At 74.6% G+C, this 26854-nt stretch carries 23 protein-coding genes; 9 read left to right on the forward strand and 14 right to left on the reverse strand.

What is annotated here, in order from left to right; genetic code table 11:
• Positions 1-710, reverse strand: a 710-nt coding sequence (locus tag AB0K51_RS24405) for a DUF6531 domain-containing protein (protein ID WP_363458980.1), incomplete at its 3' end; no start/stop codon positions are given.
• A gap of 101 nt (positions 711-811) precedes the next feature.
• Positions 812-2047, reverse strand: a complete 1236-nt coding sequence (locus AB0K51_RS24410) for a TerD family protein (RefSeq protein ID WP_363459082.1) — start codon at positions 2045-2047, stop codon at positions 812-814.
• Between the two features lie 143 nt (positions 2048-2190).
• On the opposite strand from AB0K51_RS24410, the gene pepN reads away from it, so the two are divergent.
• Positions 2191-4686: an aminopeptidase N gene (pepN, locus tag AB0K51_RS24415; protein ID WP_363458982.1), complete on the forward strand. Its 2496-nt coding sequence runs from the start codon at positions 2191-2193 to the stop codon at positions 4684-4686.
• Between the two features lie 100 nt (positions 4687-4786).
• Here pepN and AB0K51_RS24420 read toward each other — a convergent pair whose 3' ends face one another.
• Positions 4787-5692 (reverse strand): hypothetical protein, encoded by a 906-nt coding sequence (locus tag AB0K51_RS24420; RefSeq protein WP_363458983.1) that lies wholly within the window; start codon positions 5690-5692, stop codon positions 4787-4789.
• Positions 5693-5971: 279 nt separating this feature from the next.
• On the opposite strand from AB0K51_RS24420, the gene AB0K51_RS24425 reads away from it, so the two are divergent.
• Entirely contained in the window at positions 5972-6472 is a 501-nt protein-coding gene (locus AB0K51_RS24425; protein WP_363458985.1) for an SsgA family sporulation/cell division regulator, read from the forward strand.
• Positions 6473-6495: 23 nt separating this feature from the next.
• Here the strand turns inward: AB0K51_RS24425 and AB0K51_RS24430 are convergent, their stop codons facing one another.
• From AB0K51_RS24430 to AB0K51_RS24440, 3 genes are all read right to left on the reverse strand, one after another.
• Positions 6496-7752, reverse strand: a complete 1257-nt coding sequence (locus AB0K51_RS24430; protein ID WP_363458987.1) for a transcriptional regulator — start codon at positions 7750-7752, stop codon at positions 6496-6498.
• A 299-nt stretch (positions 7753-8051) separates the two neighbouring features.
• The gene (locus tag AB0K51_RS24435) at positions 8052-9152 is read right to left on the reverse strand and encodes a M56 family metallopeptidase (RefSeq protein ID WP_363458988.1); all 1101 of its coding nucleotides are present in this window, start codon (positions 9150-9152) and stop codon (positions 8052-8054) included.
• Positions 9149-9517, reverse strand: a complete 369-nt coding sequence (locus AB0K51_RS24440; RefSeq protein WP_363458990.1) for a BlaI/MecI/CopY family transcriptional regulator — start codon at positions 9515-9517, stop codon at positions 9149-9151. The genes AB0K51_RS24435 and AB0K51_RS24440 overlap by 4 nt, the downstream gene beginning before the upstream one ends.
• A gap of 185 nt (positions 9518-9702) precedes the next feature.
• On the opposite strand from AB0K51_RS24440, the gene AB0K51_RS24445 reads away from it, so the two are divergent.
• The 7 genes from AB0K51_RS24445 to AB0K51_RS24475 all read left to right on the forward strand — a co-directional run bounded on the left by AB0K51_RS24445 (position 9703) and on the right by AB0K51_RS24475 (position 20197).
• A complete protein-coding gene (locus AB0K51_RS24445; protein WP_363458992.1) occupies positions 9703-10341 on the forward strand; it encodes a phosphatase PAP2 family protein in 639 nt (212 codons plus the stop codon).
• 119 nt (positions 10342-10460) lie between these two features.
• On the forward strand, positions 10461-10973 hold the full coding sequence (locus AB0K51_RS24450) for a pyridoxamine 5'-phosphate oxidase family protein (protein WP_363458994.1): 513 nt from the start codon (positions 10461-10463) through the stop codon (positions 10971-10973).
• A 137-nt stretch (positions 10974-11110) separates the two neighbouring features.
• Complete coding sequence (locus AB0K51_RS24455; RefSeq protein ID WP_363458995.1) at positions 11111-12232, forward strand: TIGR03364 family FAD-dependent oxidoreductase; 1122 nt, start codon at positions 11111-11113, stop codon at positions 12230-12232.
• A 63-nt stretch (positions 12233-12295) separates the two neighbouring features.
• Positions 12296-12973 (forward strand): phosphonatase-like hydrolase, encoded by a 678-nt coding sequence (locus tag AB0K51_RS24460; protein WP_363458997.1) that lies wholly within the window; start codon positions 12296-12298, stop codon positions 12971-12973.
• Positions 12974-13156: 183 nt separating this feature from the next.
• A complete protein-coding gene (locus tag AB0K51_RS24465) occupies positions 13157-14398 on the forward strand; it encodes a glycoside hydrolase family 3 N-terminal domain-containing protein (RefSeq protein ID WP_363458999.1) in 1242 nt (413 codons plus the stop codon).
• A gap of 31 nt (positions 14399-14429) precedes the next feature.
• A complete protein-coding gene (locus tag AB0K51_RS24470; RefSeq protein ID WP_363459000.1) occupies positions 14430-15041 on the forward strand; it encodes a hypothetical protein in 612 nt (203 codons plus the stop codon).
• Positions 15042-15115: 74 nt separating this feature from the next.
• Positions 15116-20197 carry a tetratricopeptide repeat protein gene (locus AB0K51_RS24475; protein ID WP_363459002.1) on the forward strand — a complete coding sequence of 1694 codons (5082 nt, stop codon included), beginning with the start codon at positions 15116-15118 and terminating at the stop codon, positions 20195-20197.
• A gap of 132 nt (positions 20198-20329) precedes the next feature.
• Here AB0K51_RS24475 and AB0K51_RS24480 read toward each other — a convergent pair whose 3' ends face one another.
• The 8 genes from AB0K51_RS24480 to AB0K51_RS24515 form a co-directional block, all read right to left on the reverse strand.
• Positions 20330-20905, reverse strand: coding sequence for a DUF6584 family protein (locus AB0K51_RS24480; RefSeq protein ID WP_363459004.1), 576 nt, complete (start codon positions 20903-20905; stop codon positions 20330-20332).
• Between the two features lie 99 nt (positions 20906-21004).
• Positions 21005-21517, reverse strand: a complete 513-nt coding sequence (locus tag AB0K51_RS24485; RefSeq protein ID WP_363459006.1) for a DUF6584 family protein — start codon at positions 21515-21517, stop codon at positions 21005-21007.
• 61 nt (positions 21518-21578) lie between these two features.
• Complete coding sequence (locus AB0K51_RS24490; protein ID WP_363459007.1) at positions 21579-21899, reverse strand: multidrug efflux SMR transporter; 321 nt, start codon at positions 21897-21899, stop codon at positions 21579-21581.
• Positions 21899-22573, reverse strand: a complete 675-nt coding sequence (locus AB0K51_RS24495) for an HAD family phosphatase (protein ID WP_363459009.1) — start codon at positions 22571-22573, stop codon at positions 21899-21901. The genes AB0K51_RS24490 and AB0K51_RS24495 overlap by 1 nt, the downstream gene beginning before the upstream one ends.
• A gap of 169 nt (positions 22574-22742) precedes the next feature.
• Positions 22743-23831, reverse strand: a complete 1089-nt coding sequence (locus AB0K51_RS24500) for an ABC transporter ATP-binding protein (protein ID WP_363459011.1) — start codon at positions 23829-23831, stop codon at positions 22743-22745.
• 22 nt (positions 23832-23853) lie between these two features.
• Positions 23854-24678 carry an ABC transporter permease subunit gene (locus AB0K51_RS24505; protein ID WP_363459013.1) on the reverse strand — a complete coding sequence of 275 codons (825 nt, stop codon included), beginning with the start codon at positions 24676-24678 and terminating at the stop codon, positions 23854-23856.
• Complete coding sequence (locus AB0K51_RS24510; RefSeq protein WP_363459015.1) at positions 24666-25619, reverse strand: ABC transporter permease; 954 nt, start codon at positions 25617-25619, stop codon at positions 24666-24668. The genes AB0K51_RS24505 and AB0K51_RS24510 overlap by 13 nt, the downstream gene beginning before the upstream one ends.
• Positions 25620-25627: 8 nt before the next feature.
• The gene (locus AB0K51_RS24515; RefSeq protein WP_363459016.1) at positions 25628-26794 is read right to left on the reverse strand and encodes an extracellular solute-binding protein; all 1167 of its coding nucleotides are present in this window, start codon (positions 26792-26794) and stop codon (positions 25628-25630) included.
• Between the last annotated feature and the right edge of the window lie 60 nt (positions 26795-26854).

Below are 26854 nucleotides of genomic sequence, written 5' to 3' on the forward strand. Positions count from 1 at the left end.
CGGACCTCGGTGAGCAGGGCCTCCGTGCCGTCGGGGGTGGGCGTGAAGGTCTTCACCAGGCCGGTGGCGGGGTCGGTGACGGTGAACAGGCCGTCGTGCAGGGCGAGTTCGTGGCGGGATCCGGCCGAGGCGTATACCGGGTCGCCGGGCTCGGGCAGCGGGTAGGCCTGGGTGATGCGGTCGGGGCGCAGGTGGACCACGCCGTCCTCGTCGAGTTCCAGGCGCTCGTCGAAGCTGCAGATCCAGTGCGCGCCCATCCACCGGCCCGCCCGGTACCCGGACTCGAAGTTCCGGGTGAACAGCAGTGGCAGCGAACCGGGCAGGTTCACATCCGTCTGGTCGATGAACATCCGGCCCGTCGCGATGTCGACGGGCTCACCCGGGCACTTGCGTGAGACGTGCTCACGGCCTTCGGTCCGCGGCGACTTCACCTGCTCGCGGCCGCGGCCCTTCGGATGCGAGCCACCGCGCCGGCCGTGACCACCGCCGCCGGAGCGGGGGTGGTTCAGGCCCTTGCCCTCGCCCTTGAAGATCTTCTCGAGGTCCTTGGCGTGCTTCTCCTCGATGTCCCGGACGTTCTTGGCGACCTTCTTCAGGTTGTCGCCCGCATGCCGGTAGAAGTTCTTCAACGCCTTCCCGGCGTCCTCCACCAAGGTCTTGCCCAGCCGCTGCGCCCCGTCCTCCAGCGCCTTGACGATCTGGTTGCTCACCACAGTCCCCCGTGAACGACGGTGCCCAGCAAGTGGGTTCAATCATCGACGGGGGAGACGGTAGTCGAACGGTCGGCGGTTGCGGCGGGATTTGCGGGGGGTCAGAGCATCGCGGCCGCGGGCTTGACCATGCTGCGGGCGGTCTTGGCGTCGACGTACTCGCCGAGCGCGGTCATCACCCACTCGCCGGAGAACTGGCGGACCAGCTTGCACATGGCGACGCCGGTGCGGGCCTCCGCGTGGGTGAGGTCGAAGCGGACGAGCTCCTCGCCGGTGGAGGCGTCGAGGAGGCGGCAGTAGGCGTTCTTGACGTCGGTGAACTTCTGGCCGGAGAAGGAGTTGACCACGAAGACCAGGCCGCAGACCTCGGCCGGCAGGCCGCCCAGGTGGACGGTGATCGCCTCGTCGTCGCCCTCGCCCTTGCCGGTGAGGTTGTCGCCGGAGTGGGCGATGGCGCCGTCGAAGAGGGACAGCTTCATGAACCAGGCGGTGTCGATCTTGCCGCGTTGGGCGTCGAAGGCGATGACCGAGGCGTCCAGGTCGATGTTGCGGCCGCGGCCGGCGGGCTCCCAGCCGAGACCCATCCGGACCGAGGCGAGGAACGGCTTCCCGGCCTTCTCCAGTGAGACCGAGCCGCCCTTGACCAGGTTGACCCGGCCCTTGTCGAGGGTGATCTTGCCGACGGCGGGCGAGCCGGACGGCATCGGCGGCGGGGCGGCGGGCACCCCAGCGGTGGGCATGGCGGGCGGCATCGGCGGGGCCGCCGGGGGCGCCGGCGGCGCCGGCGGGGGCGTGGCGGGGACCGAGGGGGCGGCAGGGGCCGCGGCGGCGGCAGTTGACGCACCGTCGTCGACCGCGACGCCGAAGTCGGTGGCGATGCCCGCCAGGCCGTTGGCGTAGCCCTGGCCGACGGCGCGGATCTTCCACTCGATGCCGCGCCGGTAGACCTCGACCACCACCAGGGCGGTCTCCCGGCCGAGGCGCGGCGGGGTGAAGGTGAAGAGCTCGCGGCCGGAGTCGGCGTCCCGGACGGTGGCGGTCGGCTCCGTCCCGGCGAAGGTGGCCTGCTGGTCGTCGAGGGAGGCGGTGACCACGATCCGGCTGATGTCGGCGGGGACGGCCGCGGTGTCGACGGTGATCGCGTCGGGCGCGCCGCCGGTCGCCGGGCGGTGCGTGACGCCGGGGCCGTGCGGGGAGTTGAAGAAGACGAAGTCGGCGTCCGAGCGGACCTTTCCGGACTCGGTGAGCAGCAGTCCGGAGACGTCCAGCCGCTTGGGCGCGGTGACCTCCACGACCACTCGGGGCGCGCCCAGCGGTGCGTTCCCGCCCTGGCTCAGAACAGACACGTGCTCCTCCTCGACTCGGCGCACCCCACCCTAGCCAAGTCGCCGCTCCACCGGAGGTTCGCCGCAAGCGGAACCCCGGCGATTCCCGGCGAAGGCGCTTGCCCGGTTCGGGCAGGCTCGGCGAGCATGCGGTCATGCCAGCACTGCAACGATCCGAAGCAACTGACCGTGCCCGCCTGCTGGAGGTCCGCGGCTACACCGTCGACCTCGACCTGACGCGTGGCGCGGAGCGGTTCGGCAGCACCTCCGTGATCCGGTTCGGGTGCGCCGAGCCCGGCACCGACAGCTTCGTCGACCTCGAACCGGCCGTCCTGCACCGCGCCGTCCTCAACGGCCGCGCGCTGGACGTCGCCGCCCTGGACGGCAACCGGCTCGCGCTGCCGGAGCTGCGGGCCGAGAACGAGCTGCTGATCGAGGCCGAGATGCGCTACTCGCGCACCGGCGAGGGCCTGCACCGCTACACCGATCCCGCCGACGGCGCGGTCTACCTGTACGCCACCTGCGGGCCCGACCTGGCCGCCAAGGTCTTCGCCTGCTTCGACCAGCCCGACCTGAAGGCCCCGATCACCCTCACCGCCACCGCGCCCGAGGAGTGGACCCTGGTCGCCAACGGCGCCCGGGTGAAGGCCGCGGACGGGCACTGGGAGTTCGCCGCGACCAAGCCGATCTCCACCTACCTGTTCACGGTGGTGGCCGGTCCGCTGCACTCGGTGTTCGGCGAGCACGACGGCATCCCGCTCGGCCTGCACGCCCGCCGCTCGCTGGCCGCCGAACTCGACCGCGAGGCCGCGGAGTTGTTCGAGGTGACGGCCGCCTCGCTGGACCGGCTGCACGAACTGTTCGACGAGCGCTACCCGTTCGGCGAGTACCACCAGGCGTTCGTCCCCGAGTTCAACTGGGGCGCGATGGAGAACCCCGGCTGCGTGGTCTTCCGCGACGAGATGCTGTTCCGCTCCCAGGCCACCGAGGCCGACCGGGAGCGCCGCGCCATGGTGATCTGCCACGAGATGGCGCACATGTGGTTCGGCGACCTGGTCACCATGCGCTGGTGGGACGACCTGTGGCTGAACGAGTCCTTCGCCGAGATGCTCGGCTACCGGGTCGCCGGCGAGGCCACCCGCTTCACCGGCACCTGGACCAGCTTCGCCGTCCAGCGCAAGGGTTGGGGCTACGACGCCGACCAGCGCGACTCCACCCACCCGGTGGCCGGCAACGGGACCCGCTCGGTCGCCGAGGCCATGGTCAACTTCGACGGCATCTCGTACGCCAAGGGCGCCTCCGCGCTGCGCCAGCTGGTCGCCTGGCTCGGTGACGACGCCTTCTTCGCCGGGATCAACGCCTACTTCGCCGAGCACCGCTACGGCAACGCCGAACTCCCGGACTTCCTGGCCGCGTTGGCCGCCAGCAGCGGCCGCGACGTGCACGCCTGGGCGGAGTCCTGGCTGCGCACCAGCGGCGTCGACACCCTCCGGGTGGAGGCCGAGCGGACCGCCGGCGGCGCCCTGGCCTCGCTGCACGTGGTGAACGAGGGCAGCCGCCCGCACCTGATCGAGGTCGGCGGCTACCGCCGGGACGGCGCGCGCCTGGTGCCCGCCGGCCGGGCCGCGATCGAGGTCGGACCGGGTCGCCGGGTCGCCGTCCCCGACCTGGTGGAGGCCGGAGCCGAGCTGGTCGTCCCCAACGACGGCGACCTCACCTGGGCGAAGGTCCGCCTGGACGAGCACTCCTGGCGGATCGTCGGCGAGTCGCTGTCCACGCTCGCCGACGAGGTCACCCGGGCGGTGCTCTGGGAGCACGCCCGTGACCTGGTGCGCGACGCCGAGCTGGCGCCGAGCGCCTACCTGGAGCTGATGGAGCGTCACCTCCCGGCCGAGGAGTCGGTGGTGATCGTCCAGACGGTGCTCACCTTCGCGCGCGCCGGGGTGGTCGGCCGGTACGCCGCTCCCGCGGAGCGGGCCGCGGCGCTCGCTGCGGTGAGCCGCACCGCGCGGGTCCTGCTGGCGGACGACCGGAGCGAGGACGTCCGGGTCGCGGCGCTCCGGGCCGCGGCGGACAGCGCCGGGACGGACACCGAACTCGCCGAGCTGCGCGGCTGGTTGGCGGGCGACGGGGTGCCGCGGGGCCTGCACCTGAGCCCCGAGGTGCGCTGGGCGGCGATCGTCCGGCTGGCGTCGGTCGGCGCGGCCGGCGAGCCGGAGATCGCGGCGGAGCTGGCCCGCGACCCCGGCAGCGAGGCGGAGACCGGCGCCGCCCGGGCCCGCGCCGCGCTGCCCGACCCGGCGGCGAAGGCCGCCGCGTGGCAGGCGCTGTTCACGCCCGACGCGCTCTCCAACCACCTGGTCGAGGCCGCCGCCGAGGGCTTCTGGCGCTCTGGCGAGGAGTCCCTCCAGGCCGACTACGCGCGGGAGTTCTTCGCCCGGATCGGCGAGGCGAACGGTCGCGGCGACATGGTCGCCAGGTTGCTCGGGCGCGTCCTCTTCCCGAACGCGCAGGCCGACGACGCCACCGTCACCGCCGCTGAGGCCGCCCTCGCCGAGCCCGGTCTGACGCCGTCCCTGCGCCGGACCCTGAACGACGCGACCGACGACCTGCGCCGGACCCGGGCCGTGCGGGCCGCGTTCGCCGGCTAGCCGGCAGGAGTCGTCAAGCGCAGGACACGTGGGATCAGGAGGCGTCCGGCGGGCAACTGCCGGGCGCCTCCGGCGTGTTCGGGGGCGGCCGGGCCGCGGGTCAGAAGGTGCCGCGAGCGGTGAGGGCGCGGGTGGTGGGGAGGGCGAAGGCGGAGGCCGTCCAGGATTCGGGGGCGGCGGCGGTGGGGGCGGGGAGCGCGCCGGTGACGGTGAAGGTGTAGGTGCCGGCGGCGAGGGTGAGGCCGGGCGGGGTGGCGAACCGGTAGATCAGGGTGTCCCGGTCGAGCGAGATGGTGGTCAGGGCGCCGGGGAGGTCGGTCCCGGGGGTGGTGCCCGGCAGGGCGGTGGGGCGCTGCAGGCGGAACTCGACGAGTAACGCGGTCATCGGTTCGGCGAGTTCGAGCTGCACGGTGTGCCGGGTGCCGGTGCGGCCCAGCGAGTCGATCCGGGCCTCGCCGGTGAGCGTGTGCGGCGGCGCGGGCGACGCGGTGGGGCGCAGCGAGGGCGGGGCCGACGGGGAGGCGGACGGGCTGGGGCTGGTGGTGGCGGCGGTCGGGCTCACCGAGGGGCGGACCGCGGCCACCGGGGTGGCCGGAGCGGTGCTGCCGGCGGCGGTGGCCGGGCGGGCGCTCGACCGGGTCGGGGTGGCACTCGGGCGGGTGGACGGGGTCGTGGCGGACGTCGGCTGCTGCCCGTCGGCGTCCGTGTCGGGCGTCGGCCCCGGGCCCTGGCCGGCCGTGGTGCTCGGCGCGGGGGCGGGCTCGGAGGCGTCCGGGCTGGGCACCGGCGGACCGCCGACGCTGACGCCGGGGCGGCGGCCGACCTGCTGCTGCTCGCTCAGAAGCCAGGTGGTGGCCAGGCTGATGCCGACCACGGTGGACATCGCCATCGCGGCGCCGGAGAACCGGATGGTGGGCAGCCGCAGCCGCCCGCCGAAGGGCCGCGCGCGGCCGTGTCGTCCTCCGCGGCCGGTGGCGGCCGACCGGGAGTGCTCGCGGAGCGCCACCGGGCTCTCCCCTTCCTGGTGTGGTTCCACGCCTTCCGCCCGGTTCGCGGGTTCGGCGCGGGGCGGGAGGGTCGAGATTACCAGCGGTCTGACGGACCGCCAGATCTGTGACGAAACCGATGTCTGATTTCGAGTTCCTTGCCGTGGCGGGGAGTTGGCGGCTCCCGATGGACGGAATAGGCCAGTCCGAACGGCCGCTGCAACCCCCTGCAACCGTTGCGGTGACCTGGGCCGTGCAGCAGGCTGGGCCAGGAACCCAGCCGCTTCGGAGAGATCGTCATGCCGTGCGACCCGCTGTCCGCCGCCTCCAACCAACCGCTCGCCGCTACCCCCACGGGCGGCGACCCGGACGGGACCACCGCGCCCCCGTCGCTGGTCGAAGAGGTCCTGGTGCTGCGGATCGCACTGGACCAGGACCTGGTGGGGGAGGTGCGCACCCTGTTCCGGTACGCCGCCGAGCGGCCGTACGAGGTGCGGCTGACCTTCCACCTGGGCCGTCCCGACGAGGCGGACTGGGTCTTCTCCCGTGAACTGCTGCGCGACGGAATGGAGTCGCTGAGCGGCCAGGGGGACATCAAGCTGTGGCCCGCGTACTGCCCCTGCCACGGATCGACCCTGCATCTGGCGCTGGAGTCCCCGCACGGCAGCGCGCTGCTGGAGGCCTCGCGGCCGCAGGTGCGGGACTGGCTGGAACGCACCTACGCGCTGGTTCCGGAGGCCACGGAGGCCGAACTGCTGCCCAGTGACGAGGAGTTGGCCGAGCTGCTGGCCGACGGCTGAGCGCTTTGCCGGTACCTGCGGAATCAGGCCGGTTCGCGCGGGCCGCGCCGGTCGGGTAGCCGCAGGGCGCCGCAGGCGAGTTCGGCGCGCAGTTCGCGGACGGCGGGGGCGGCCGAGCCGGGCAGCAGGTCGGCGGGGTCGTCGGGGCCGAGCACGGTGATCTCGGCGGCGGTCGACAGCCGGTACGGGCGGGCCTCCAACAGGCCGCCCAAGTGGCGTCTGAGCCGGGAGAGTTCGGCCCGGATGGTGACCGTGCGGGTGTAGTCGTCGAAGAGCGCCTCGGCGAGGTCGGCGGCGCTCAGCCCGTCCCGGTGCAGTGAGAGCAGCAGCAGGAGTTCGGTGTGCCGGGGGCTCGGGCTGTGCGACCAGCCCCCGGCCGCGCCGCGGACCCGCAGCTCGGGGCGGTCGGGGGCCCGCAGGTCGAGTTCGAGGACGGCGGCCTCCGCCTGCTCGGAGAGTTCGGCGGCGCCGGTGCCGGTCGGGCGGATCAGCCAGCCCTCGGCGAGCGGTTCGACCGCGCACTCGCCGAGCGTGGGCACCCAGTGAGTGGCGGCGGTGCCCCAGGTCTCCGGCGGCAGGGCGAGGCGGGGCGTCGCGGGCAGCCCGACCGCGGCGGCGGTCCAGCCCGCGCCGTCCACCACCAGGGCCGGGCCGCGGAAGCGGGCCAGCAGCGGCACCGCGACGGTGCGCAGCCGGTGCAGCGCCTCCAGGTGCCGGGCCCGCAGTTCGGTCTCGGCCAACCGGCCGGCGGTCAGCGTGAGTTGGCGCAGGTACGGGTTGTCGCCGGTGGCCGGTCCGCTCAGGTCGATCACCCCGGCCACCCGGCCGGTGCGCGGGTCGCGGATCGGCACCCCGACGCACGTCCAGCCGTGGTGGCTGCGCAGGTAGTGCTCGGCGGAGTGCACCTGGGCGGGGCGGGCGATCCGGGCGGCCAGGCCGATGCCGTTGGTGCCCACCTCGTCCTCGGACCACTGCGCGCCCTGCTCGAAGCCGATCGCGTCGACCTCGCGCTTGAGCCGTCGCTCGCCGTCCATCCACAGGATCCGGCTCTTCGGGTCGGCGACCGCCAGCACGATCGGGGCGGTGTCGCCCGGCATGAACAGCGTGGAGCGCAGCGCCGGCAGCACCTGGTCCAGACCGTTCTCCCGGCGCAGCTGCTCCAGTTCGGCCGGTGCGACGCGATGCGCGCTGCGGCCGCGCTCCGGGTCCAGGCCGAGCCGGCGCAGCCGCGCCCAGGAGTCCTCGATCTCCGGCCGGACCAGCGCCGTCTCACCGGCCATGGTCCGTTCGTACGCCCGGGCCAGAGTGCCCGTGACCAGCGGCCGGCGGACGCCTAGCCGTCGGGTTCCCCGCTGCATGCCGCGCCCCCGTCCCCGTCACCTCTCGTGCGCTGCCAGGGTAAGGCCGCGCGGCCGGGACACGCCGGGTCGGCGGAAAAGAATCGTCCCTGCTGGAGCGGTGGTGCACACTGGTCGGTTTTCGGTGTGCGCCGCCGTGTGCGCCGGGTGGTGCGCCGGTCACGGTCTGACGTGGTGTCAGGCGTTCCGGTGCCCGCGCGGAGGCCGTGGCCGGGACGGACTCAGCGGCCGGCCGGCTGGTCGCCCTGGGCGATCTCGACCTCCTGGTGGAGGTCGTGGGTGGCCTCCACGGCGGTGGTGGCGGCCAGGGCGAGGCAGGTGGCCAGGGCGAGCGCGCCGAGGGTGCGGGTGGTGGGCCGGTGCGCGGGACGCGGGGAGAGCAGGGCCAGCACCCGGCGCGGGACGGGTCCGGTGTGGGCGGCGGGGGCCAGGCCCGGGCGGGTGCGGCCCGGGGCGGCGGAGGCGGCGAGCGCGGCGCGGCCGATCGCCCGGGCGGTCAGCGCGCGGTCGCCGACCTCGGCGGCGGCGCACTCGTCGGCCCAGCGCTCCAGGTGGTAGCCGAGCGCCCCGCGCAGCGGGCGCAGCGCCGGATGGCAGGCGGCGGCGTACTCCGCGGCGGCCAGCAGGACGTGGTGGCGCCCGGCCAGGTGGGCGCGCTCGTGGGCGAGCAGCGCGGCCCGCTCGGGTCCGCTCAGCGCGGCGAGCATCCCGGCGGTGGCGACGATCCGCGGCGGCCGGCCGGGCAGCGCGTAGGCGTCGGCGGTGTGGTCGGGCAGCACGGCCAGCGGGAAGCCGGCCGGGTCGGGCCGGCGGGCCGGGGCGCGGAGCAGTCGGCCGAGCGGGCGGGGCCGGACGCCGCGGCGGGCTGACGGTGCGTCAGCGTCCGGCCGGCCCGTGGCGCGGCGCAGCAGGGCGGCGGTTCGGCGGGTCAGTTCGCGCAGGCGGGTGGCGGGCGGTGCCGGCGGCGCGTCGCCGAGGGCCCGGCGGGCGCGGCGCAGGTCGCGGCGCTGGCGGTGCGCGGTGCGGACGGCGAGGCCGGTGATGGCGAGCAGGGCGAGCGCGGCCGCGGCGGCGGTGTGCGGGATCGCCGCGGGGTGCCAGTGGGCGGGGGAGAGGCGGGCCAGGGCGGCCGGGTAGGGCAGGTGGAGCAGGCCGGTCAGGGTGAGCAGGCCGAGCGAGGCGAGCGAGGCGGTGCCGAGGGCGACCGCGGTGACGGCCAGCGTGAGGGCGGCGGCGCGCGGGGCGAGCAGCTCGGCGACCCGCCGGGCGAGCGGGACGGCGAGCAGCGGCAGCAGCAGCGGGGCCCAGACGGCGAGGGTCACGGCTGCTCCCCGAGCAGGTCGCGCAGCAGCCGCTCGTCCTCGCTGGTGAGGTCGGAGACGAAGCGGGCGAGCACGGTGGAGCGGTCGCGGCCGCGGTCGAGTTCGGTGCGCATCCGGCGGGCGGCGAGGCCGTCGGCGTCCTGGACGGTCGGCGTGTAGGCGAAGGCGCGGCCGGCCTTGGTGCGGGCGACGGTGCCCTTCTCGTGCAGCCTGGCCAGGATCGTGGCGACGGTGGTGCGGGCCAGCTCCGCGCCGATCGCGGCCTGCACCTGCTGCGGGGTGAGCGGTTCGCCGGCGGCCCACAGGGCGGCCAGTACCTGGGCTTCCAGTCCCCCCGCGGGGCGACGGGCGGGTGAGTCCGTCATGTCGCGCGTTCCTCCGGCGTTCGTCTACAGTCCTGTCGACGTCTACATCACTGTAGACGTCCCGGGGGTGCCCCGTCCGGACACCCCCAAACGTAACGGGAGGTCCGCCAACCTTGCCTCTGTCCCCCGCGATCGCGGCCGGGAGTGAGCTGTATCGCACGCCCGGTCTGGTAGATGTTGTCCCCATGGCACCACTTGTTCATCCCCCGTCCCGCCTGCTCGCCTACGACGGCAGCGGCCTCGACGGCGGCCTCTACACCCGGGTGCTCGGGTGGGCCGAGGCCGCGCCCTCCTGGCTGGACCAGGCGATCAGGATCTGGTCGGCGCTCGGCCTCGCGGTGTTCGCGGTGCTGATGGTGGCCGGCTGGTGGAAGGCCCGCAGCGCCGACTCGGTGGTGATGGCGCGGGTGCTCGCCTCGCCGCTGATCGTGGTCGCCGCGTACGTCGCCAACTCGGCGCTGAAGGGGGTCGTCGAGGAGGTGCGCCCCTGCCGGCAGCTGGCGGTCGGCGCCACCCTTGAGGCCTGTCCGGGGGCGGGCGACTGGTCGTTCCCCAGCAACCACACGGTGATCGCCTTCGCCGCCGCCACCGCGCTCTGGTTCGCCGACCGCCGGCTGGGCTGGATCGCGGGCCTCGCCGCCGTGCTGATGGGCGCCTCCCGGGTCTGGGTGGGCGTGCACTACCCGCACGACGTGGCGGTCGGCGCACTGGTCGGGGTGCTGGTGGCGATCCCGCTCGCGCTGCTCGCCGGACGCGCCGCGCCGCTGGTCGACCGGCTGCGGGCGAGCCGGCTGGCGCCCGTGCTCGGGACCAGGTTGGGCTGATCGACGCGGGCGTGACGGCCTCTTGTGCCGTCGCGCCGCACGGGGAGAGCATGTGAGCCGGGCCGGGCCGAACGCCCCGCCCGGCTCGGTGTTTCTGCAGCACTGCGGAGGGATGCGCCATGCCGTACCGACTCGATGTCATCCAGGGGGACTGGCCCGCGGAGGAGCTCGGGAAGGGGGTGGAGGGCATCCTCGCGGAGAGCATGGTGCTGACCCTGGCCACCGCTGGGCACGAGCGCGGGCCGCACGCCAACCTGGCCTTCTTCGCGTACGACGCCGACCTGGTGCTGTACTTCGTCAGCGAGCGCTCCACCCGGCACAGCCTTCACCTCGCCGAGGAGGCCCGGGCCGCCGCGACCGTCTTCCTGCCGCCGCCGGTCTTCGGCGAGCAGCTGCGCGGCGTCCAGCTGACCGGCGGCGCGGGCGAGGCGTGGGGCCTGCAGGCCGAGGCGGCGCTCGCCGCCTACCAGGCGCGTTACCCCGACTTCGCCCGCGACCCCGAGGTGCGGGCGCAGTTCCTGGAGGGCCGGGGCGCGGCCTCGCTGTACCGATTCCAGGTGGAGGAGCTGACCGCGGTGGACGAGCCGCAGTTCGGGCGCCGCAACTACCTGCACGCCCGGGTGGTGCGCTGACCTGCGGCACCGCGGCCCTCCGGGTGCCGGACGACGGGCCATCGGCTCCAGGTTGTATGGACAACTCTTGCGGTCGGTTCACCTGCGCGTCGTGAGTCGGACGACCTGCGGCCACCTTGCCGCCCGAGGCTGTCCGCATGAGAGTCATCGTCGTAGGAGCAGGCGTGCTCGGCAGCATGCACGCCTGGCAGGCCGTCGAGCGCGGTCACGAGGTCGTCCACCTGGAGCGCGAGGCCGAGGCGCGCGGCGCCTCCGTCCGCAACTTCGGCCTGGTCTGGGTCAGCGGCCGCGCCGCTGGCGAGGAACTGGCAACCGCGCTGCGCGCCCGCGAGCTGTGGGAGCAGATCGGGGCCCGTGTCCCCGGCCTGTACTTCCGGCCCAACGGCTCGCTCACGCTGGCCCGTACGGAGGCCGAACTCGCGGTCGCCGAGGCCGCGTTGAAGCTCCCCGACGCCGCCGAGCGGGGCTACCGGATGCTCAGCGCCGCCGAGGTGCGGGACGCCAACCCGGCGCTGCGCGGCCGCTTCCTCGGCGGCCTGCAGTGCACCCGGGACGCCGCCGTCGAGCCCCGGGTCGCGCAGCCCGCGCTGCGCGCCGCGCTGGAGGCCAGCGGCCGCTACACCTTCCTGCCCGGCCGCGAGGTGCGCGACCTGGTCGGCGCCTCCGCCGTCCGCGACGACCACGGCCAGCTGCACGAGGGCGACCTGGTGATCCTCTGCACCGGTGCCTGGCTCGGCGGCCTGGTCCGCGAGCTCGCCCCCGAACTGCCGGTGCGCAAGGTCCGGTTGCAGATGATGCAGACCGACCCGCTGGGCGACGTACTGACCACCTCGGTCGCCGACGGCGACAGCTTCCGCTACTACCCGGCCTTCGCCGGCCCCGAACTGGAGGCGCTGCGCGCCGCGCAGCCGCAGCCGCCGACCGCCGCCGAGCACAAGATGCAGCTGCTGATGGTCCAGCGCCAGGACGGCGGCCTGACGATCGGTGACACCCACGAGTACGACCACCCGTTCGCCTTCGACGTGGACGAGGACCCGTACGAGCACCTGGCCGGCGTCGCCGAGGAGCTGCTCGGCCGGCCGCTGCCGAGGATCCGCCGCCGCTGGGCCGGCGTCTACGCCCAGTGCGTCGACACCACCCGGGTGGTGCACCGCCAGCAGGTCGCCGACGGCGCGTGGCTGGTCACCGGCCCCGGCGGGCGCGGCATGACCTGCTCGCCGGCCATCGCCGAGACCACCGCGGACCAGATCGGCCTCTGAGTCCGCCGATCGCCGCCGACGCCGCGTCAACCTCATTTCCCACCGAGACAGTTGGATCATCACATGAGCAAGCTTGATGTCACCCTGGTGGTGCTCGACATGGCCGGCACCACCGTCGCCGACGACGGCCTGGTCGAACTCGCCTTCACCTCCGCCGCCCGCTCGCAGGGCGTCGAGGCCGGCACCGCCGAGCACGCCACCATGCTGGAGCACGTCCGCGCCACCATGGGCGAGTCCAAGATCTCCGTCTTCCGGCACCTGTTCGGCGACGAGGACCGCGCCCAGCAGGCCAACCTCGCCTTCGAGGCCGCCTACCACGACCTGGTCGACGAGGGCCGCTGCGAGCCGCTGCCCGGCGCCGCCGACGCCATCGCCGAACTGCGCGCCCAGGGCCGCAAGGTGGTCCTCACCACCGGCTTCTCCCGCTCCACCCAGGACCGCATCCTCGCGGCCCTCGGCTGGCAGGACATCGCCGACCTGACGCTCTGCCCCGCCGACGCCGGCCGCGGCCGCCCCTACCCGGACCTCGCCCTCACCGCCCTGCTGCGCACCGGCACCGACTCGGTCCGGCAGGTCGCGGTGGCCGGCGACACCGGCTACGACATGCTCACCGGCACCCGGGCCGGGGCCCTGGTGGTGGCCGGCGTGCTCACCGGCGCCCACGACGAGGCCCGGCTGCGCGCCGACGGCGCCACCCACGTGCTGGCCTCCGTCGCCGAGCTGCCCGGCCTGCTGGGCTGACGGCGGCTCAGGCTTGCCGGTTGCCGGTTGCCGGTTGCCGGTTGCCGGGCCGGCGGATGACGGCCGATGGCTGACGCCTGATGGCTGACGGCAGCTCAGGGGGCGTGCCGGTTCGGAGCAACGGGGGCGCGGCGGCCGGTGACGGTGCTGGTCCTGGACCGGTACGCGTGCTTATCTGAAGGTATGTCGCTGTCGTTGCGGTCGGTGGGCGTGCTCGCGCTGGGCCTGGTGCTGCTCACCGGCTGCGGGTCGTCCGGGTCGGGGGCGGGCGCCGGGTCCGCCCCGGCCAGCCCGTCCCCGTCCGCGCCCGCGACCAGCAGCGCGAGCGCCGAGCCCAGCGGGAGCACCGCGGTGACCACCACCCAGCCCGCCACCCCGACGCCCTCCGCCAGCCCGTCCCCGTCGCCCGGCTCCAAGTGGACGCCGGAGCAGCTGGCCGGGCAGCGGATCGTCTACTCCTACCCCGGCACCGTCCCGCCCGCCGCCCTGCTGGACCGGATCCGGGCCGGACGCGTCGCCGGGGTGATCTTCTTCGCCGAGAACGTCGGCGCCGACCCGTCGGTGCTGCGCGGCGCCGTCGACCAGCTCCGGCAGGCCCAGCGGGAGAGCCCGGTCGCCCAGCCGCTGCTGCTGATGACCGACCAGGAGGGCGGCAAGGTCCGCCGGCTGCCCGGCGCGCCCGTCGAGTCGGCCCGCCAGGTGGGGCTCTCCGCCGATCCGGTCGCCGCGGCCACCCGCACCGGCGGCGCCGCGGCCGCGAACCTCACCGGGTACGGGCTGAACACCAACCTGGCGCCGGTCCTCGACGTCTTCCGGACCCCCGGCGACTTCGCCGACAGCCTGCAGCGCTCCTACAGCAACGACCCCGCCACCGTCGGGCGGCTCGGCTCCGCCTTCATCCGCGCCCAGCAGGGCGCCGGCGTCGCCGCCACCGCCAAACACTTCCCGGGCCTGGGAACCGCCCCCGCCGGTGCCAACACCGACGAGGAACCCGTCACCCTCCCGGTCGCCCTCGACCGGCTGCGCGCCGTCGACGAACGCCCCTACCAGGACGCCGTCGCCGCCGGGGTCCGCCTGGTGATGCTCTCCTGGGCGATCTACCCCGCGCTGCACCCCGGCGTCCCCGCCGGGATGTCCTCCGTCGCCATCCAGGACGAGCTGCGCGGCCGCCTCCACTTCACCGGCGTCACCATCACCGACGCCATCGAGGCCCAGGCCCTCGCCCCCGTCGGTTCCACCGCCGACCGCGCCCTGGCCGCCGCCTCGGCCGGCTCCGACCTGCTGCTCTGCTCCGCCCGCGACGTCGCCCAGGGCGACCAGGCCGCCGCCGCCCTCGCCACCGCGCTCTCCGCCGGCCGGCTCAACCGCGACGCCTTCACCGCCTCCGTCGACCGGATCACCGCGCTGCGCGGCACCCTGAAGTGACGATCCGTCAGGCGGCCCTAGGCTGGAGCCCATGGCGGACTTCCTCGTACCGGCCGCACTGGCAGGCGTCTTCCCGGCGACCGGGGAGGACTCGAAGGCCGACCTCGTCGACCGGATCCGCGGCGCCCGGCAGCGGATCGACATGTTCGGCCTCACCCGGAACTTCTACGCGTCGGCGGAGCTGATGCCGCTGTTCCTCGCCAAGTCGCACGAGGTGCCGATCCGGATCTACGCCATGGACCCGTACTGCGCCTCGCGGCGGGACCGCTACCGGGTCGAGCCCGCGGACGCCGAACGGGGCGACCCCGACCGGTACGAACGCGAGGTGCTGCGCCCGCTCGCCGACGCGGCCGCCGCGGACGGCGGGGACCTGCGGATCCACCTGTACGACTTCCCGTGCAGCTTCGCGATGGAGCGGATCGACGACTCGGTCCGGGTCATGCTCTACGGCCACGGCAAGCGTGGCACCGACGGGCCGATCCTCACCTTCGACCGCTTCCACAGCGGCGATCGCGGGGCCGGACCGACGCCCTACTGGACGTACTTCGTCGGGCAGTTGGAGTGGCTGGAGGCCCTGGCCGAGGCGCCCGGGATCCCCGAGCCGTGGCGGTCCAAGGGCGTCCACGTCCGGGAGTACCGGTAGGCGCGTTCCGGCGCGGTGGCACCTGCGGCCCGGCTAGGGTCTGACGCGCAGTCACATCGCTTTGAGGGGGGCGGATGGCGGGCACCGAGGAGCATCGACGGGACGGGCTGGTCGTCGCCGGTGACGCGACCGTCACGGCGTCGGACGGTGCGGTCGCCGCGCTGTGGATGGGCGAGGTGACGGTGGGCGCCGTCGACGGTGGCGTCGCCGCCGGGTCGATCCAGACGTTCAACTACCACGCCGCGCCGCCCCCGCCTGTCTCCTGGCCGCTCACCGTCGGACTTCCGCCCGCCGCGGACGCGGCCGCCCAGCCGCGCACCGCCGCCGCCGAGGAACTGGCGCAGGCGCTGGCGGAGCACCGGTCCGTGCTGCTCAGCGGCCCCGGCGGGGTCGGCAAGTCACAGCTGGTCGCCGCCCACGCGCAGCACGCGCTGGACAGCGGCGCCAGCCGGTTCGTGCTGTGGGCGGACGCCACGGACGGGCCCTCGCTCACCACCGCCTACGCCGAGGCCGCGCGGAAGCTGAACCTGGTCGACCCGAACGACCGCGACCTCGACCGCCAGGAGACGCTCTTCCTGGAGTGGTTCCGTACTCCCGGCCCGTCCGCGCTGATCGTCCTGGACAACCTGGCCGACCCGGAGACCCTGGCCGACCGGCTGCCGCACAGCACGGCCGGGGACCGGCAGGTCGTCGCGACCACGCGGCGGCGCGGGGCCGACGCCGACGGGGCGTTCGGCGCGGTGGTGCCACTCGGGACCTTCGGGCCGGACGAGTCGCTCGCCCTGCTGCGCGGACGCCTGCGCGCCCGTCCGGCGACCGCCTACCTGGCGGCGGACGAGCACACCCCCAAGCTGGCCGAACTCGCCGAGGAGCTCGGGCACTTGCCGCTGGCCATGGGCTACGCCGCAGCGATGATGGCGCACGACGAACTGACCGCCGACGAGTACCTGGACGACCTGCGGGAGCAGTCCGCGACCCTGGACGAGGCGCTGACCCCCCGCCACGTGGACGGCCGACCCGGTGTCACCGCCGCCCTGCTGCTCGCCCTGAAAACGGCGCAGCGCCAACACCCTGAGGGCGCCGCGATCCCGGCCTTGCGGCTCGCCTCCTGCTACGACCCGGCCGGGCACCCCGAACGCCTCTGGAAGGCGTCGGAGGTGAGGGAGTTGCTGGTCCGTCAGGGTGCGCAGGAACAGCGCCGGTCGGGCCGCCGCGGCATCGGCGACGCGGCGCTGCGGGTGCTGCACGAGTACGGGCTGATCACGCACGAGCGGCGCGCCGAGCCACGGGCCGTCCAACTGCACGCGCTCACCGCGCGGGCCGCCCGCGACGACACGCCGCCCGCGGAGCTCGCCGCACAGACCGCCTGCGCGGCCACCGCCCTGCTCGGCCTGTGGCCCGAGTTCGACTACACCGACGCCGGGTGGGAGGAGGTCCTGCGGGCCAACACGCGCGCCCTGCACCGCCACCTGGGCGACCTGCTGTACGACGCCCCGGACGGCCCCCGGCTGCTCACCCGCCACGCCCGCAGCACGGCTGCCGCCGGACTGCTCCGTGACGCGGCGGACCTCTGGGAACAGCACGCCGAGACCACCGAGCGCAGGCTCGGACCGGACGCGCCCGAGACCGTCGCGGCCCTCTCCGGTCGGGCCGAGACGCTGGTCTCCGCCGGAGACCACCTCCGCGGTCTGGCCCTCGCCGAGGACGCGGCCGGGCGCGCACTGCGCACGGCAGGCCAGGACTCCGAGCCGTACCTCTCCGCGCGGCTGGTCGTGGTCGAAGCCCACCTCGCCGCCGGCCGGTACGAGCAGGCCGCGGCGCTGGCCCGCGAGCTGGTCCGCGACACGGCGACCGCGCTGGGTCCGGACGACCGCGTGGCCCTCGCGGCCCGGCTGGCCGCCGCCGACGCCGAACGCGCCTGCGGGCGGCTGCAGCTGGCGGCCGAGCACGAGCAGGCGATCCTGGACCGGTCGAGCATCTCCGACCTCCTCGACCGGAGCGGCGAACTGCGGCTGGAGGGAGCGGCGTTGATGACCGGCCTGCTCCGCACCGGCGACGCCCGGGCCGCCCACCAGGCGGCCACCCACCTGCTGGAGCGCCGGACGCAGCTGCACGGCCCCGACCATCCGGAGACCGCGGGAGCGCGGCTCGCCGTCGCCATCGCCGCGCTGCGCAGCGGGCAGCCGGCCGCGGCCCTGGAGCAGGGGACGGCGGTGGAAGCCGCCCTGGCAGCCGTGCTGGGCGACCGGCACGAGGCGGTGCACGTCGCGCGGTTGGTCGTCGCCACGGCACTGCTCGCGCTCGGTCGGTTGGCCGAGGCGCTGGAGGCCTCGGTGGCCGGGCGGACGGCTGCCGCCGATGCGCTGGGGGAGGAGCACCCGACCGCGCTGCACAGCGCCACCGTGCTGGCCACGGCCCTGACCGCCGCGGGCCGGCACGCCGAGGCCCTGCCGGTGCTGGAGCGCACCCTGGAACAGCGCACCGCCGTCCTCGGCCCGATCCACCCGGACACCCTGGCCGCGCAGGCCAACCTCGCCCTGGCCAGGAACCTCGCCGGTGAGCTGGCCGAGGCGGAGAAGACCCTGCGGGAGGTGCGCGAGGCCCTGGCCGCCCAGCGCGGCGACGGCCACCCGGACACCTTGACGGTGCGGCACAACCTGGCGGTGACCCGGTCGAGGTCGGGCCGCGACCGGGAGGCCGCGGAGGAACTGGTCGAGGTCGTCCGGCTGCGCACCGAGCTGCTCGGCCCCGCACATCCCGACACCCTGACGGCGCGTCAGTCCCTGGCGAGCGTCCTGGCCCGTGGCGGGCGGACCCAAGACGCCCTCGCGGAGGGCCGCGCCGCCCTGGAGGTCCAGGCGCAGACGCTCGGTCTCGCCCATCCCGACACGCTGCGCAGCCGCCTGAACGCGGCGTTCGCCCTCCAGCTGGGCGGACGCGTCGCGCAGGCGGCGGACGAGGTCACCGGCGTCGCCGTCGACGCGGCCCGGGTGCTGGGCGAGGACCATCCGGTCACGAAGGCCGCGTGGTCGAACCTCAGCGCGGCCCTGTCCGGCCTGGGCCGGCACCAGGAGGCGCTCGACCTGGCCCGGTCACTGGTGGAGCGGACGACGCCGGGCGATCCCACGCTCGCGGCGCTGCGCACCGGGCTGGCCCGGAGCCTGCGGGACGCCGGCCGGGCATCCGAGGCGGTCGCCGTCCAGGAACAGTCCCTCGCGGACGCCGAGTCCGCGTTCGGCCCCGACCACCCGACCACCCTGCTCGCCCGCGGCGACCTCGGCAACATGCTGGCCGAGGCGGGCGAACCCGCCCGAGCGGTCGAACTCGCCCACACCACCTTGACGGGCATGTCGGAGCGTTACGGGGAGGCCCACCCGCAGAGCATGAAGGCCGCGGGCAACCTCGGCGCGGTCCTGTACGCGGCCGGTCTGGTCGAGCAGTCGCTCGCGGTGACCGAGGCGATCGCCCGGACCCACGAGCGGGTGAGCGGACCGCTGTCGCCCGCCGCGATCACCGCGCGGGGCAACCTGGCGGTCGCGCTGAGCGGGATCGGCCGTACCGCCGAGGCGATCGAGATCGGCCGGGACGTGGTGGACCGGCGGACCGAGTCGGGCGGTCCCCGCCGTCCCGACACGCTCACCGCGAAGGCGAACCTGGCGGCCGCCCTGCACGGGGCGGGCGAGTTCGACGAGGCACTCGCGCTCGGCCGCGAGGTCGCCGAGGTCCGGCGCGAGGTGCTCGGCCCGGAACACCCCGACACGCTCACCTCCGACGTCGGCCTGGCGGTGCACCTCTGGCAGGCGGATCGGGTGGACGAGGCGATCGCCACCGAGAAGCGTGTCCTACGGGTGCGGGAAGCGGCGCTCGGCCCCGCGCACCCCGACACCAGGCTGATCCGCAACAACCTCGCGCACAGCCTGTCCGCCCTCGGCCACTTCCGCACCGCCGCCGAACTGCACGCCAGGAACGCGGAACTCGGCGCCGAGGTCCTCGGCCCCGACCACCTGTCCGTCCTGCAGGACCGCAGCGCCCATGCCCGCGAACTGAGCGAGGACGGACGGCACGCGGAGGCGGTGGCCGAACTGCAGGACGTGGTGGCCCGGGCGGACGCGAACGTCGAGGACGCGGGGCCCCGGTCCGACCTGCGGCTCGACCTCGGTCTGGTGCTCGACGAAGCGGGACGCGTCGGCGACGCGCTCACACTGATGCGGCAGGTCGCGGCGGAGAGGGCCGCCCGGCTGGGACCGGAAGCGAGGGACACGCTGACGGCTCTCGGCAACGTCGCGGTGTTCCTCGGGAAGCTCGGCCGGACCGGCGAGGCGCTCACGCTCCAGCAGGAACTGCTCGGCATCCGCGAGCGGCTGGCGGGGCCGGACCACCCGGACAGCCTCACCGCCCGCGCCGACCTCGCCGCGGCCACGCACCGTTCGGGCCGCTTCGCCGAAGCCGCGGCCCTGATGGAACCGGTCCAGGCCGCCCGGCTCGCGGCGCTCGGGCCGGACGATCCCCGGGTCCTGCTGCTGACCGGCAACCTGGCGGGCTCGCGGTCGCGCGCCGGTCTCCTCGATGCGGCCATGGCGATGGAGGAGGACGTGCTGGCGCGGCGCGAACGCGTCTACGGCCCACAGAACCCCAACACCATCTGGGCCCGCGGCAACCTCGGGGCCAGCTACCGCCGAGCCGGCCGCACCGCTGACGCCGTCCGGCACCTGCGGCGGGCCCACCAGGACTCGCTCACCGTGCACGGTCCGGGCCACCCGGACGGTGAGAGCATCACCGTCGGCCTGGCCGCCGCGCTGGTCGCCGACGGGCAGCCCGCGGAGGCGGCCGAACTCGCCGGACCCGTCCGGGCCGCGGCGCTCGCCGCCGGCACTCCGGGGCATCCGACCGCCGTCCAGGCGGCCACCGTGCTGGCCCGGGTCGCGCTCGCTACCGGGCACCCCGAGCAGGTGGCCCAGATCGCCGCGCCCGCGCTCGCCGCCGCGCCGGCCACCATCGGTGCGGACCACCCCGACACGCTGATCCTCCGTCACCTCGCCGCCCTCGCCGCGGGATCGGAGGCGGCCGAGCCACTCGCGGCACTGGCCGCCGCCCTCGGCGAACAGCACCCGGAATACCTGCGGGCGCTCCACGAGGAGCCGCCGGCGCGGGCGTAGGGCGTGGCTTTCGGATCACGCCGGGCGGTCGCCGCCGGGGCACGCACCTCGACGGCTTCTCGTCAGTCGCCGACGGCCCCCCTTGGGGCTGGGGGAGACGCCCGCTGTCCGACGTGATCCGGACGCCACGCGCTAGCGGTACACCAGCGCGATCAGGAGGACGGACGCGGCGAGCAGCAGGGTCAGGCGGAAGGCGCCCACGGCCATCGAGACCGGTTCGGTGGGCGGCGGCGGGAGGTGCTTGCGGAGGGGGACAGGCCGGGCGGCCAGCGGGCGGGGCGGCCGCGGCCGAGTGGGCAGCGGGACGGGGGACCTGGTCGTCTGCGCGTCCTCGGGGTGGTCCGGCCAGGTCGGTGCCAGGCCGGTCGCCTCGCGGTACAGCGCGGCGAGCCGGCGCCGTGCGATCGGCGTGGCGGGCGGGTTGCTCGCCGGGTCGGGCCAGCGCAGCGCCGCCAGGCGGCGGGCCGGGGTGTGGTAGCGGCGCTCGAAGCCGTCGAGCTCGGCGAGGTCGAACGTCTCGTCGAGGTAGTTCCACCGCCCGGCCTCGTCGAGCAGCATCGACTCCCGGTAGGCCTCCGCCAGCCGGTGACGCACCGTCAGGTCGTCCGGGTAGCTGGACACCAGCCCGCGGATCCGCCGCCTGGCCTGACCGGACTCCCCGGCACGCAGCTCGGCACCGGCCCTGGCGAGAGTGGACTGAATCGACATGCCCGGATGCTCTCCGCCGCCCCACCCGCAGGTCAACCCGGTTTCCCCACGGGGCCGACAGCCGGGCCGACGCCCGGAGCAGTGAGACGTCCCGCGTGGTCAGAGCATCCAGCCGACGGCGGTCACCGCGCCGACGACGGCGAGGAACGCCACCACCACGGCGGCGACGACGAGGAGTACGCAGCCGGCGGTCCCGTCGTCGTGGCTGCTGGTGTCGGAAGGCCGCGCGGCGTCGAGCTCGTGCCAGTGGACCGGTCGGCCGAGCCGGTCGCCGGCCGTCTCGCGGAGGGCGGCGAGCCGGGCGCGGGCGTGCTCGGTGGCGGCGTGGCGTTCGTGACCGCGCCAGGCGAGGGCGGCCATCCGGTCCAGTGGATCGGGGTAGCGGGCCTCGAACGCGGCGGTCTCGGCCGGGTCGGCGTCCTCCTCCAGGTAGTTCCACCGCCCGGCCTGGGACGGTTCGCCGTACAGCCGGTACACCTCGGCCAGCCGCCGACGGGCCACCAGCTCGGTCGGACAGCTGTTCACCAGGCTGCGCAGGCGCTGCCGGGCGACGGGTGTCCGACCGGCGCGCAGATCGGCTTCGGCCTTGGCGAGGGTGGACTGAATCGGCATGCCGGGATGCTGGCGGCTCGCCCCGGTGCAGGTCAAACGGCTTTCCGGCAGGCGGGCCCGGTCAGTGGGTGGAGCGGAGGTTGAGCAGGACCACGCCGACGATGACCAGGGCGATGCCGAGCCACTGGAGGCGGCCGAGGGACTCGTGGAAGAACGTGGCTCCGATGGCGGCGACCGCGGCGGTGCCGGCGCCGGACCAGACGGCGTAGGCGACGGAGACCGGGATGTGCTTGAGGGCGCGGCCGAGGAGGTAGAAGGAGAGGACGTAGCCGGCGGCGACGGCGAGGCTGGGCCAGAGGCGGGTGAAGCCGTCGGTGAGCTTGAGCATGCTGGTGGCGCAGACCTCGCTGGTGATGGCGAGGGCGAGCAGCAGGTAGGGCATCAGGCCTCCGGGCGGTCGGCGGCGGTGAGGCTGGCGAGCAGGGCCAGGTCGGCGTGCTCCAGGCTGTCCAGCAGGGTGACCCGGACCGCGGCGGGGATCGGCACGGTGGAGGGCACGGCCAGCACGGCGCAGCCGGCGGCGCGGGCGGAGGCGACACCGGTGGGGGTGTCCTCGACGGCGACGCAGTCGGCGGGGTCGAGGCCCAGGCGGGCGGCGGCGGCCAGGTACGGGTCCGGCTCGGGCTTGGTGCGGGGGGTGTCCTCGGCGGCGAGGGTGGTGGTGAACCACTGCGGGCCGAGCGAGCCGAGCACCAGGTCGACGACGCGGCGCGGGGAGGCGGACACCAGCGCGGTGGGCACCTCGGCGCGGCGGAGTTCGGCGAGCAGCGAGAGGGCGCCGGGACGGGGCACGATCTCGGCGGCGACCTTGCCGGCGAAGGAGTCGTTGAGGCTGGCGATCAGCTCGGCCTCGGGCCGGTCGGTGTTGCTGGCGCGGTGCAGGTGGGCGGCGGTGTGCTCGACGGCGCGGCCGAGGACCTCGGGGAGGTCCGCGTCGGTGAGGGCGAAGTCGAGCTCGGCGGCCAGTTCGGCCGCGGCCTGCCACCACAGGTGTTCGGTGTCGACCAGGGTTCCGTCCATGTCAAAGAGGACGGCGGCGGGGTGGGATGCAGGCATGGCGGTACCTTACGAGGATCGGGAGGAGGGCCCGCGACGCATGGGCGCGGCACGGGCACGGCGGACTCGGGGGCGGTCGGCCGACCGACCGGTCGTCAGCACCGGTCGTCGGCCAGGAGCCTGACGGGGCGTCGGGGCACGGTGACCCGACGTCCCGTCCGAGCGTTCGTCAGGCGCCGGCCGGGACGCGGTCGACGAGGACCGGGCGGGCCGGGAGGGCGAGGGCGGCGCGGGTCCCGATGGGGAGCGCCGCGGCGGCCTCGGTGGGGAGGTCGGACTTGATCTCGGTGCCGTCGGCGAGGCGCACCGTGAGGCGGGTGACGGCGCCGAGGAACGCGGCGGCGACCACCTGTGCGGGGCCGTGGGCCGACGGGGCCAGCTCGACGTTCTCCGGGCGGACCAGGACGTGCAGCTCGCCGTCGGCGGGCAGGACGCCGTCCACCGGGTGGCGGCGGCCGAGCACCTCGACCTGGCCGTCGCCGGTGCGCACGCACGGGATGCGGCTCATCGTGCCGACGAACTCGGCGACGAAGGCGGTGGCCGGGCGGGAGTACAGCTCCGACGGGGTGGCGCACTGCTCCAGGCGGCCGGCCCGCAGGACGGCGACCCGGTCGGCCATCGAGAGGGCCTCCTCCTGGTCGTGGGTGACGAACAGGGTGGTGATGCCGAGCTCCTGCTGGAGGCGGCGGATCTCCTCGCGCAGCGCCAGGCGGACCTTGGCGTCGAGGGCCGACAGCGGCTCGTCGAGCAGCAGGACGCGCGGCTGCAGGGCCAGCGCGCGGGCCAGCGCGATGCGCTGCTGCTGGCCGCCGGACATCTGGTGCGGGTAGTGCTCGGCGCGCTGCGGCAGGCCGACCAGCTCCAGCAACTCCTGCGCGCGGCGGCGCCGTTCGGTCTTGCCGACGCCGCGCATGCGCAGCCCGAAGGCGACGTTGTCGGCGGCGGTCAGGTGCGGGAAGAGGCTGTAGGACTGGAACACCATGCCCGCGTCGCGCTTGTGCGCGGGGATCCGGGTGATGTCCTCGCCGTCGACCAGGACCTGGCCGGAGTCGTGGGTCTCGAAGCCGGCCAGGATGCGCAGCGCGGTCGTCTTGCCGCAGCCGGACGGGCCGAGCAGCGCGAGCAGTTCGCCCGGGTTGACGGTCAGGTCGAGGCCGTCGAGGGCGGTGGTGGCGCCGAAGGTGCGACGCAGTCCGCGGAACTCGACGGTGGCGCTGGTGGCGCCGGCGGTGGTCTTGGCGAGAGTGGCGGTGCTCATGGGGGTTGGTCTCCGGTCAGGCTCAGGAGGTGGCGGTCTTGTGGCGGCGCTCGCGGCCGGCGGCGGCCAGCAGGAGCAGCAGCACCCAGGTGATCAGCAGGCTGAGCACGGACACCGCGACGGACATCTGGCCCTTGCTGTTGCCGACCGAGTAGATCCACACGGCGAAGGGCTGGTAGCCGAGGATCGAGGCGGCCGTGAACTCGCCGAGGACCAGGGCCAGGGTGAGGAACGAGGCGTTCAGCAGCGCGCCGCGCAGGTTGGGCAGGATCACCGAGACGACGGCGCGCGGCCAGCTCGCGCCGCAGTTGCGGGCGGCCTCGACCAGGGTGCGGACGTCGACCGCGCGCAGTCCGGCGTCCAGCGCGCGGTAGGCGAGCGGGAGGGCCATCAGCACGTACGCGATCACCAGCACCAGCGGGAACTCCGGCTGCTGGATGAACACGAAGGTCTGGAAGAACGGCGTGTCCATCAGGTAGTCGGGGCCCCAGCGCAGCACGCCGATCAGGCCGGCGGTCAGCGCGACCGGCGGCACCACCAGCGGCAGGGTGCAGACCACTTCGAGCACCGGGCGGAGCTTCGGCGCGCCGATCCGGACCGCGATCATCGCGGGCACCAGCAGGAGCAGCAGCACCACCACGGTGGCGGCGGCCAGTTCGAGGGTGAGCACCAGGGCGTCGGTGAAGCCGGGGGCGCTCAGCAGACCGGTGTACGCGTCGAAGGAGATGCCGTTGGCGTCGTCGATGGAGAACCAGACCGACGCGGCCATCGGGATCAGGAAGTACAGGCCGGCCAGCAGCAGCACCGCTCCGCGCCAGACCCGCAGACGGGAGATCAGCTGAGCCATCGGGCACTCCGGCGCTGGAGGGGCAGGTAGACGGCCATCACCAGGACGGCGACGATGATCATGTCCAGGCTGAGCGCCAGCGCCAGGTTGCCCTGGCCGACCAGCACGTTGCCGGAGAGCGCGTCGGCGATCTGACGGCTGATCAGCGGGACGGTCGCACCGACCATCGCGGCGGCGGTGGCGTACGCGGCGAAGGCGCTGCCGAACAGCAGCACGAACCCGCCGAGCAGCGACGGGAACAGGATCGGCAGGGCGACGTGGCGCCAGTACTGCAGGGTGGTGGCCCGGTTGTTCTGGGCCGCCTCGCGCCACTGCACCCGCAGGCCCTCCAGGGCCGGGGTGATGGTGAGCACCATCAGCGGCACCAGGAAGTACAGGTAGGCGACGGTCAGGCCGGTGAAGCTGTACAGCGACCAGCCGTGGTCGGTCAGGTGGAACATCTTGGTGAGCTCGCCGGCGTTGCCGAGGGTGGCGACGAAGGCGAAGGCCAGCGGCAGGCCGCCGAAGTTGGCGAGCACGCCGGAGGCGGTCAGCGCGGCCTCGCGCAGCATCCGGAACCGGGAGGTGATCACCGCCTGGGCGATCGGGACGCCGACGACGGTGCCGATCAGCGCGGTGAGTCCGGAGAGCTTCAGGCTGGACAGCAGCGCGGTCCAGTAGGCGCCCTGCACCGAGTCGGTGACGTTGGCCGTGGTGAAGCTGCCCGCGCCGGTGTCGGCGTCGGAGGAGACGGTGAACGCGCCGGTGATGATGGCGACGGCCGGCAGGCCGAAGCCGATCACGAAGAAGGCCAGCAGCGGAACGGTGGCCAGCCAGGAACCGCCGCGCAGCAGGCGGCGCTTGGCGGGCGGCGTGGGGGAGAGCGCGGTGCCGGGGGCCCCCGGGCCGCCACTGAGGTCAGTGGCGGCCGGGGTCGGCACCGGGGTGGGAGCCGTGGTCATGTCGGTGATCAGCCCGCGATCGCCTTGGCCCAGTTCTCGGTCACGACCTTCTTGGCCGCGTCGATCTGGTCCGAGGTCGGGAAGTTGGTGAAGGGCTTCTCGACGACCGGCAGCTTGGCGGCCGCGGCGGTGTCCAGGGTGCCGTCCTTCTTCATGGCGTCGAACAGCGCCGGGGTGGCGTAGCCGCCGATGAAGCCGTTCTGGCCCTCGGCCGAGAACAGGAACTCCTGCCACAGGCGGGCGGCCGCCGGGTGCGGGGCGTCCTTGTTGACGGCCTGGTTGTAGAACTGGGCGTAGGAGCCGTCCGACGGGACGGAGACCTGCCAGTCGATGCCCTTGCCCTTGAGCTCGTCGGTGTAACCGGCGTTCAGGTACGACCAGTCGATCGAGATCGGGGTCTCGCCCTTCTCGATGGTGGCCGGGGTCGACTCGACCGGGTTGAAGTTGCCGGACTGCTTCAGCTTGGCGAAGAAGTCGATGCCGGGCTGGATGTTGTCCAGCGAACCGCCGTTGGCCAGCGCGGCCGCGTACACGCCGCCGAAGGCCGAGCCCGACTTGGTCGGGTTGCCGTTCAGCGCGACCTGGCCCTTGTACTCGGGCTTCAGCAGGTCGGCGAAGGTCTTCGGGCAGTTGGGGACCTTCTTGGCGTCGCAGCCGATCGAGACGTAGCCGCCGTAGTCGTTGACCCGCAGGCCGTCCTTGTCCTTCATGGTGTCGGCGATCTTGTCGAAGGCCACCACCTTGTAGGGGGCGAGGATGCCCTCCTTCGCGGCGGACAGCGCGAACGCCGAGCCCAGGTCGACCACGTCGGGGGCGCGGTCCTGGCCCTTGCGGGACTTGATCGCGTTGATCTCGTCCTGCGAGGAGCCGTCCGGGTTCTCGTCCTCGATCTCGATGCCGTACTTGGCCTTGAACGAGTCCATCAGCTTGCCGTAGTTGGCCCAGTCGCGGGGAAGGGTGATGACGTGCAGCTTCCCCTCCTTCTTGGCGGCCTCGACCAGCTTGTCCATCCCACCGAAGTCGGCGGCGGAGGTGGCGGTCTTGGCGTCCTTGGCACCGCCCTTGGCGGCGTCACCGGACTTGGTCGAGCCGGCGGAGCCGCAGGCGGAGAGGGAGAGCGCGGCGGCGGTCAGCACGGCCGCGATGGCGGCGGCGCGGGGGCGGTGCACGGTCACGAGAGGGTCTCCTGGAAGAAGTGGAGCAGAAGAGTTCACGAGTGGTGTATCGCTGCGGGG

This window comes from Kitasatospora sp. NPDC049285, assembly GCF_040678815.1.
Classification (GTDB): domain Bacteria; phylum Actinomycetota; class Actinomycetes; order Streptomycetales; family Streptomycetaceae; genus Kitasatospora.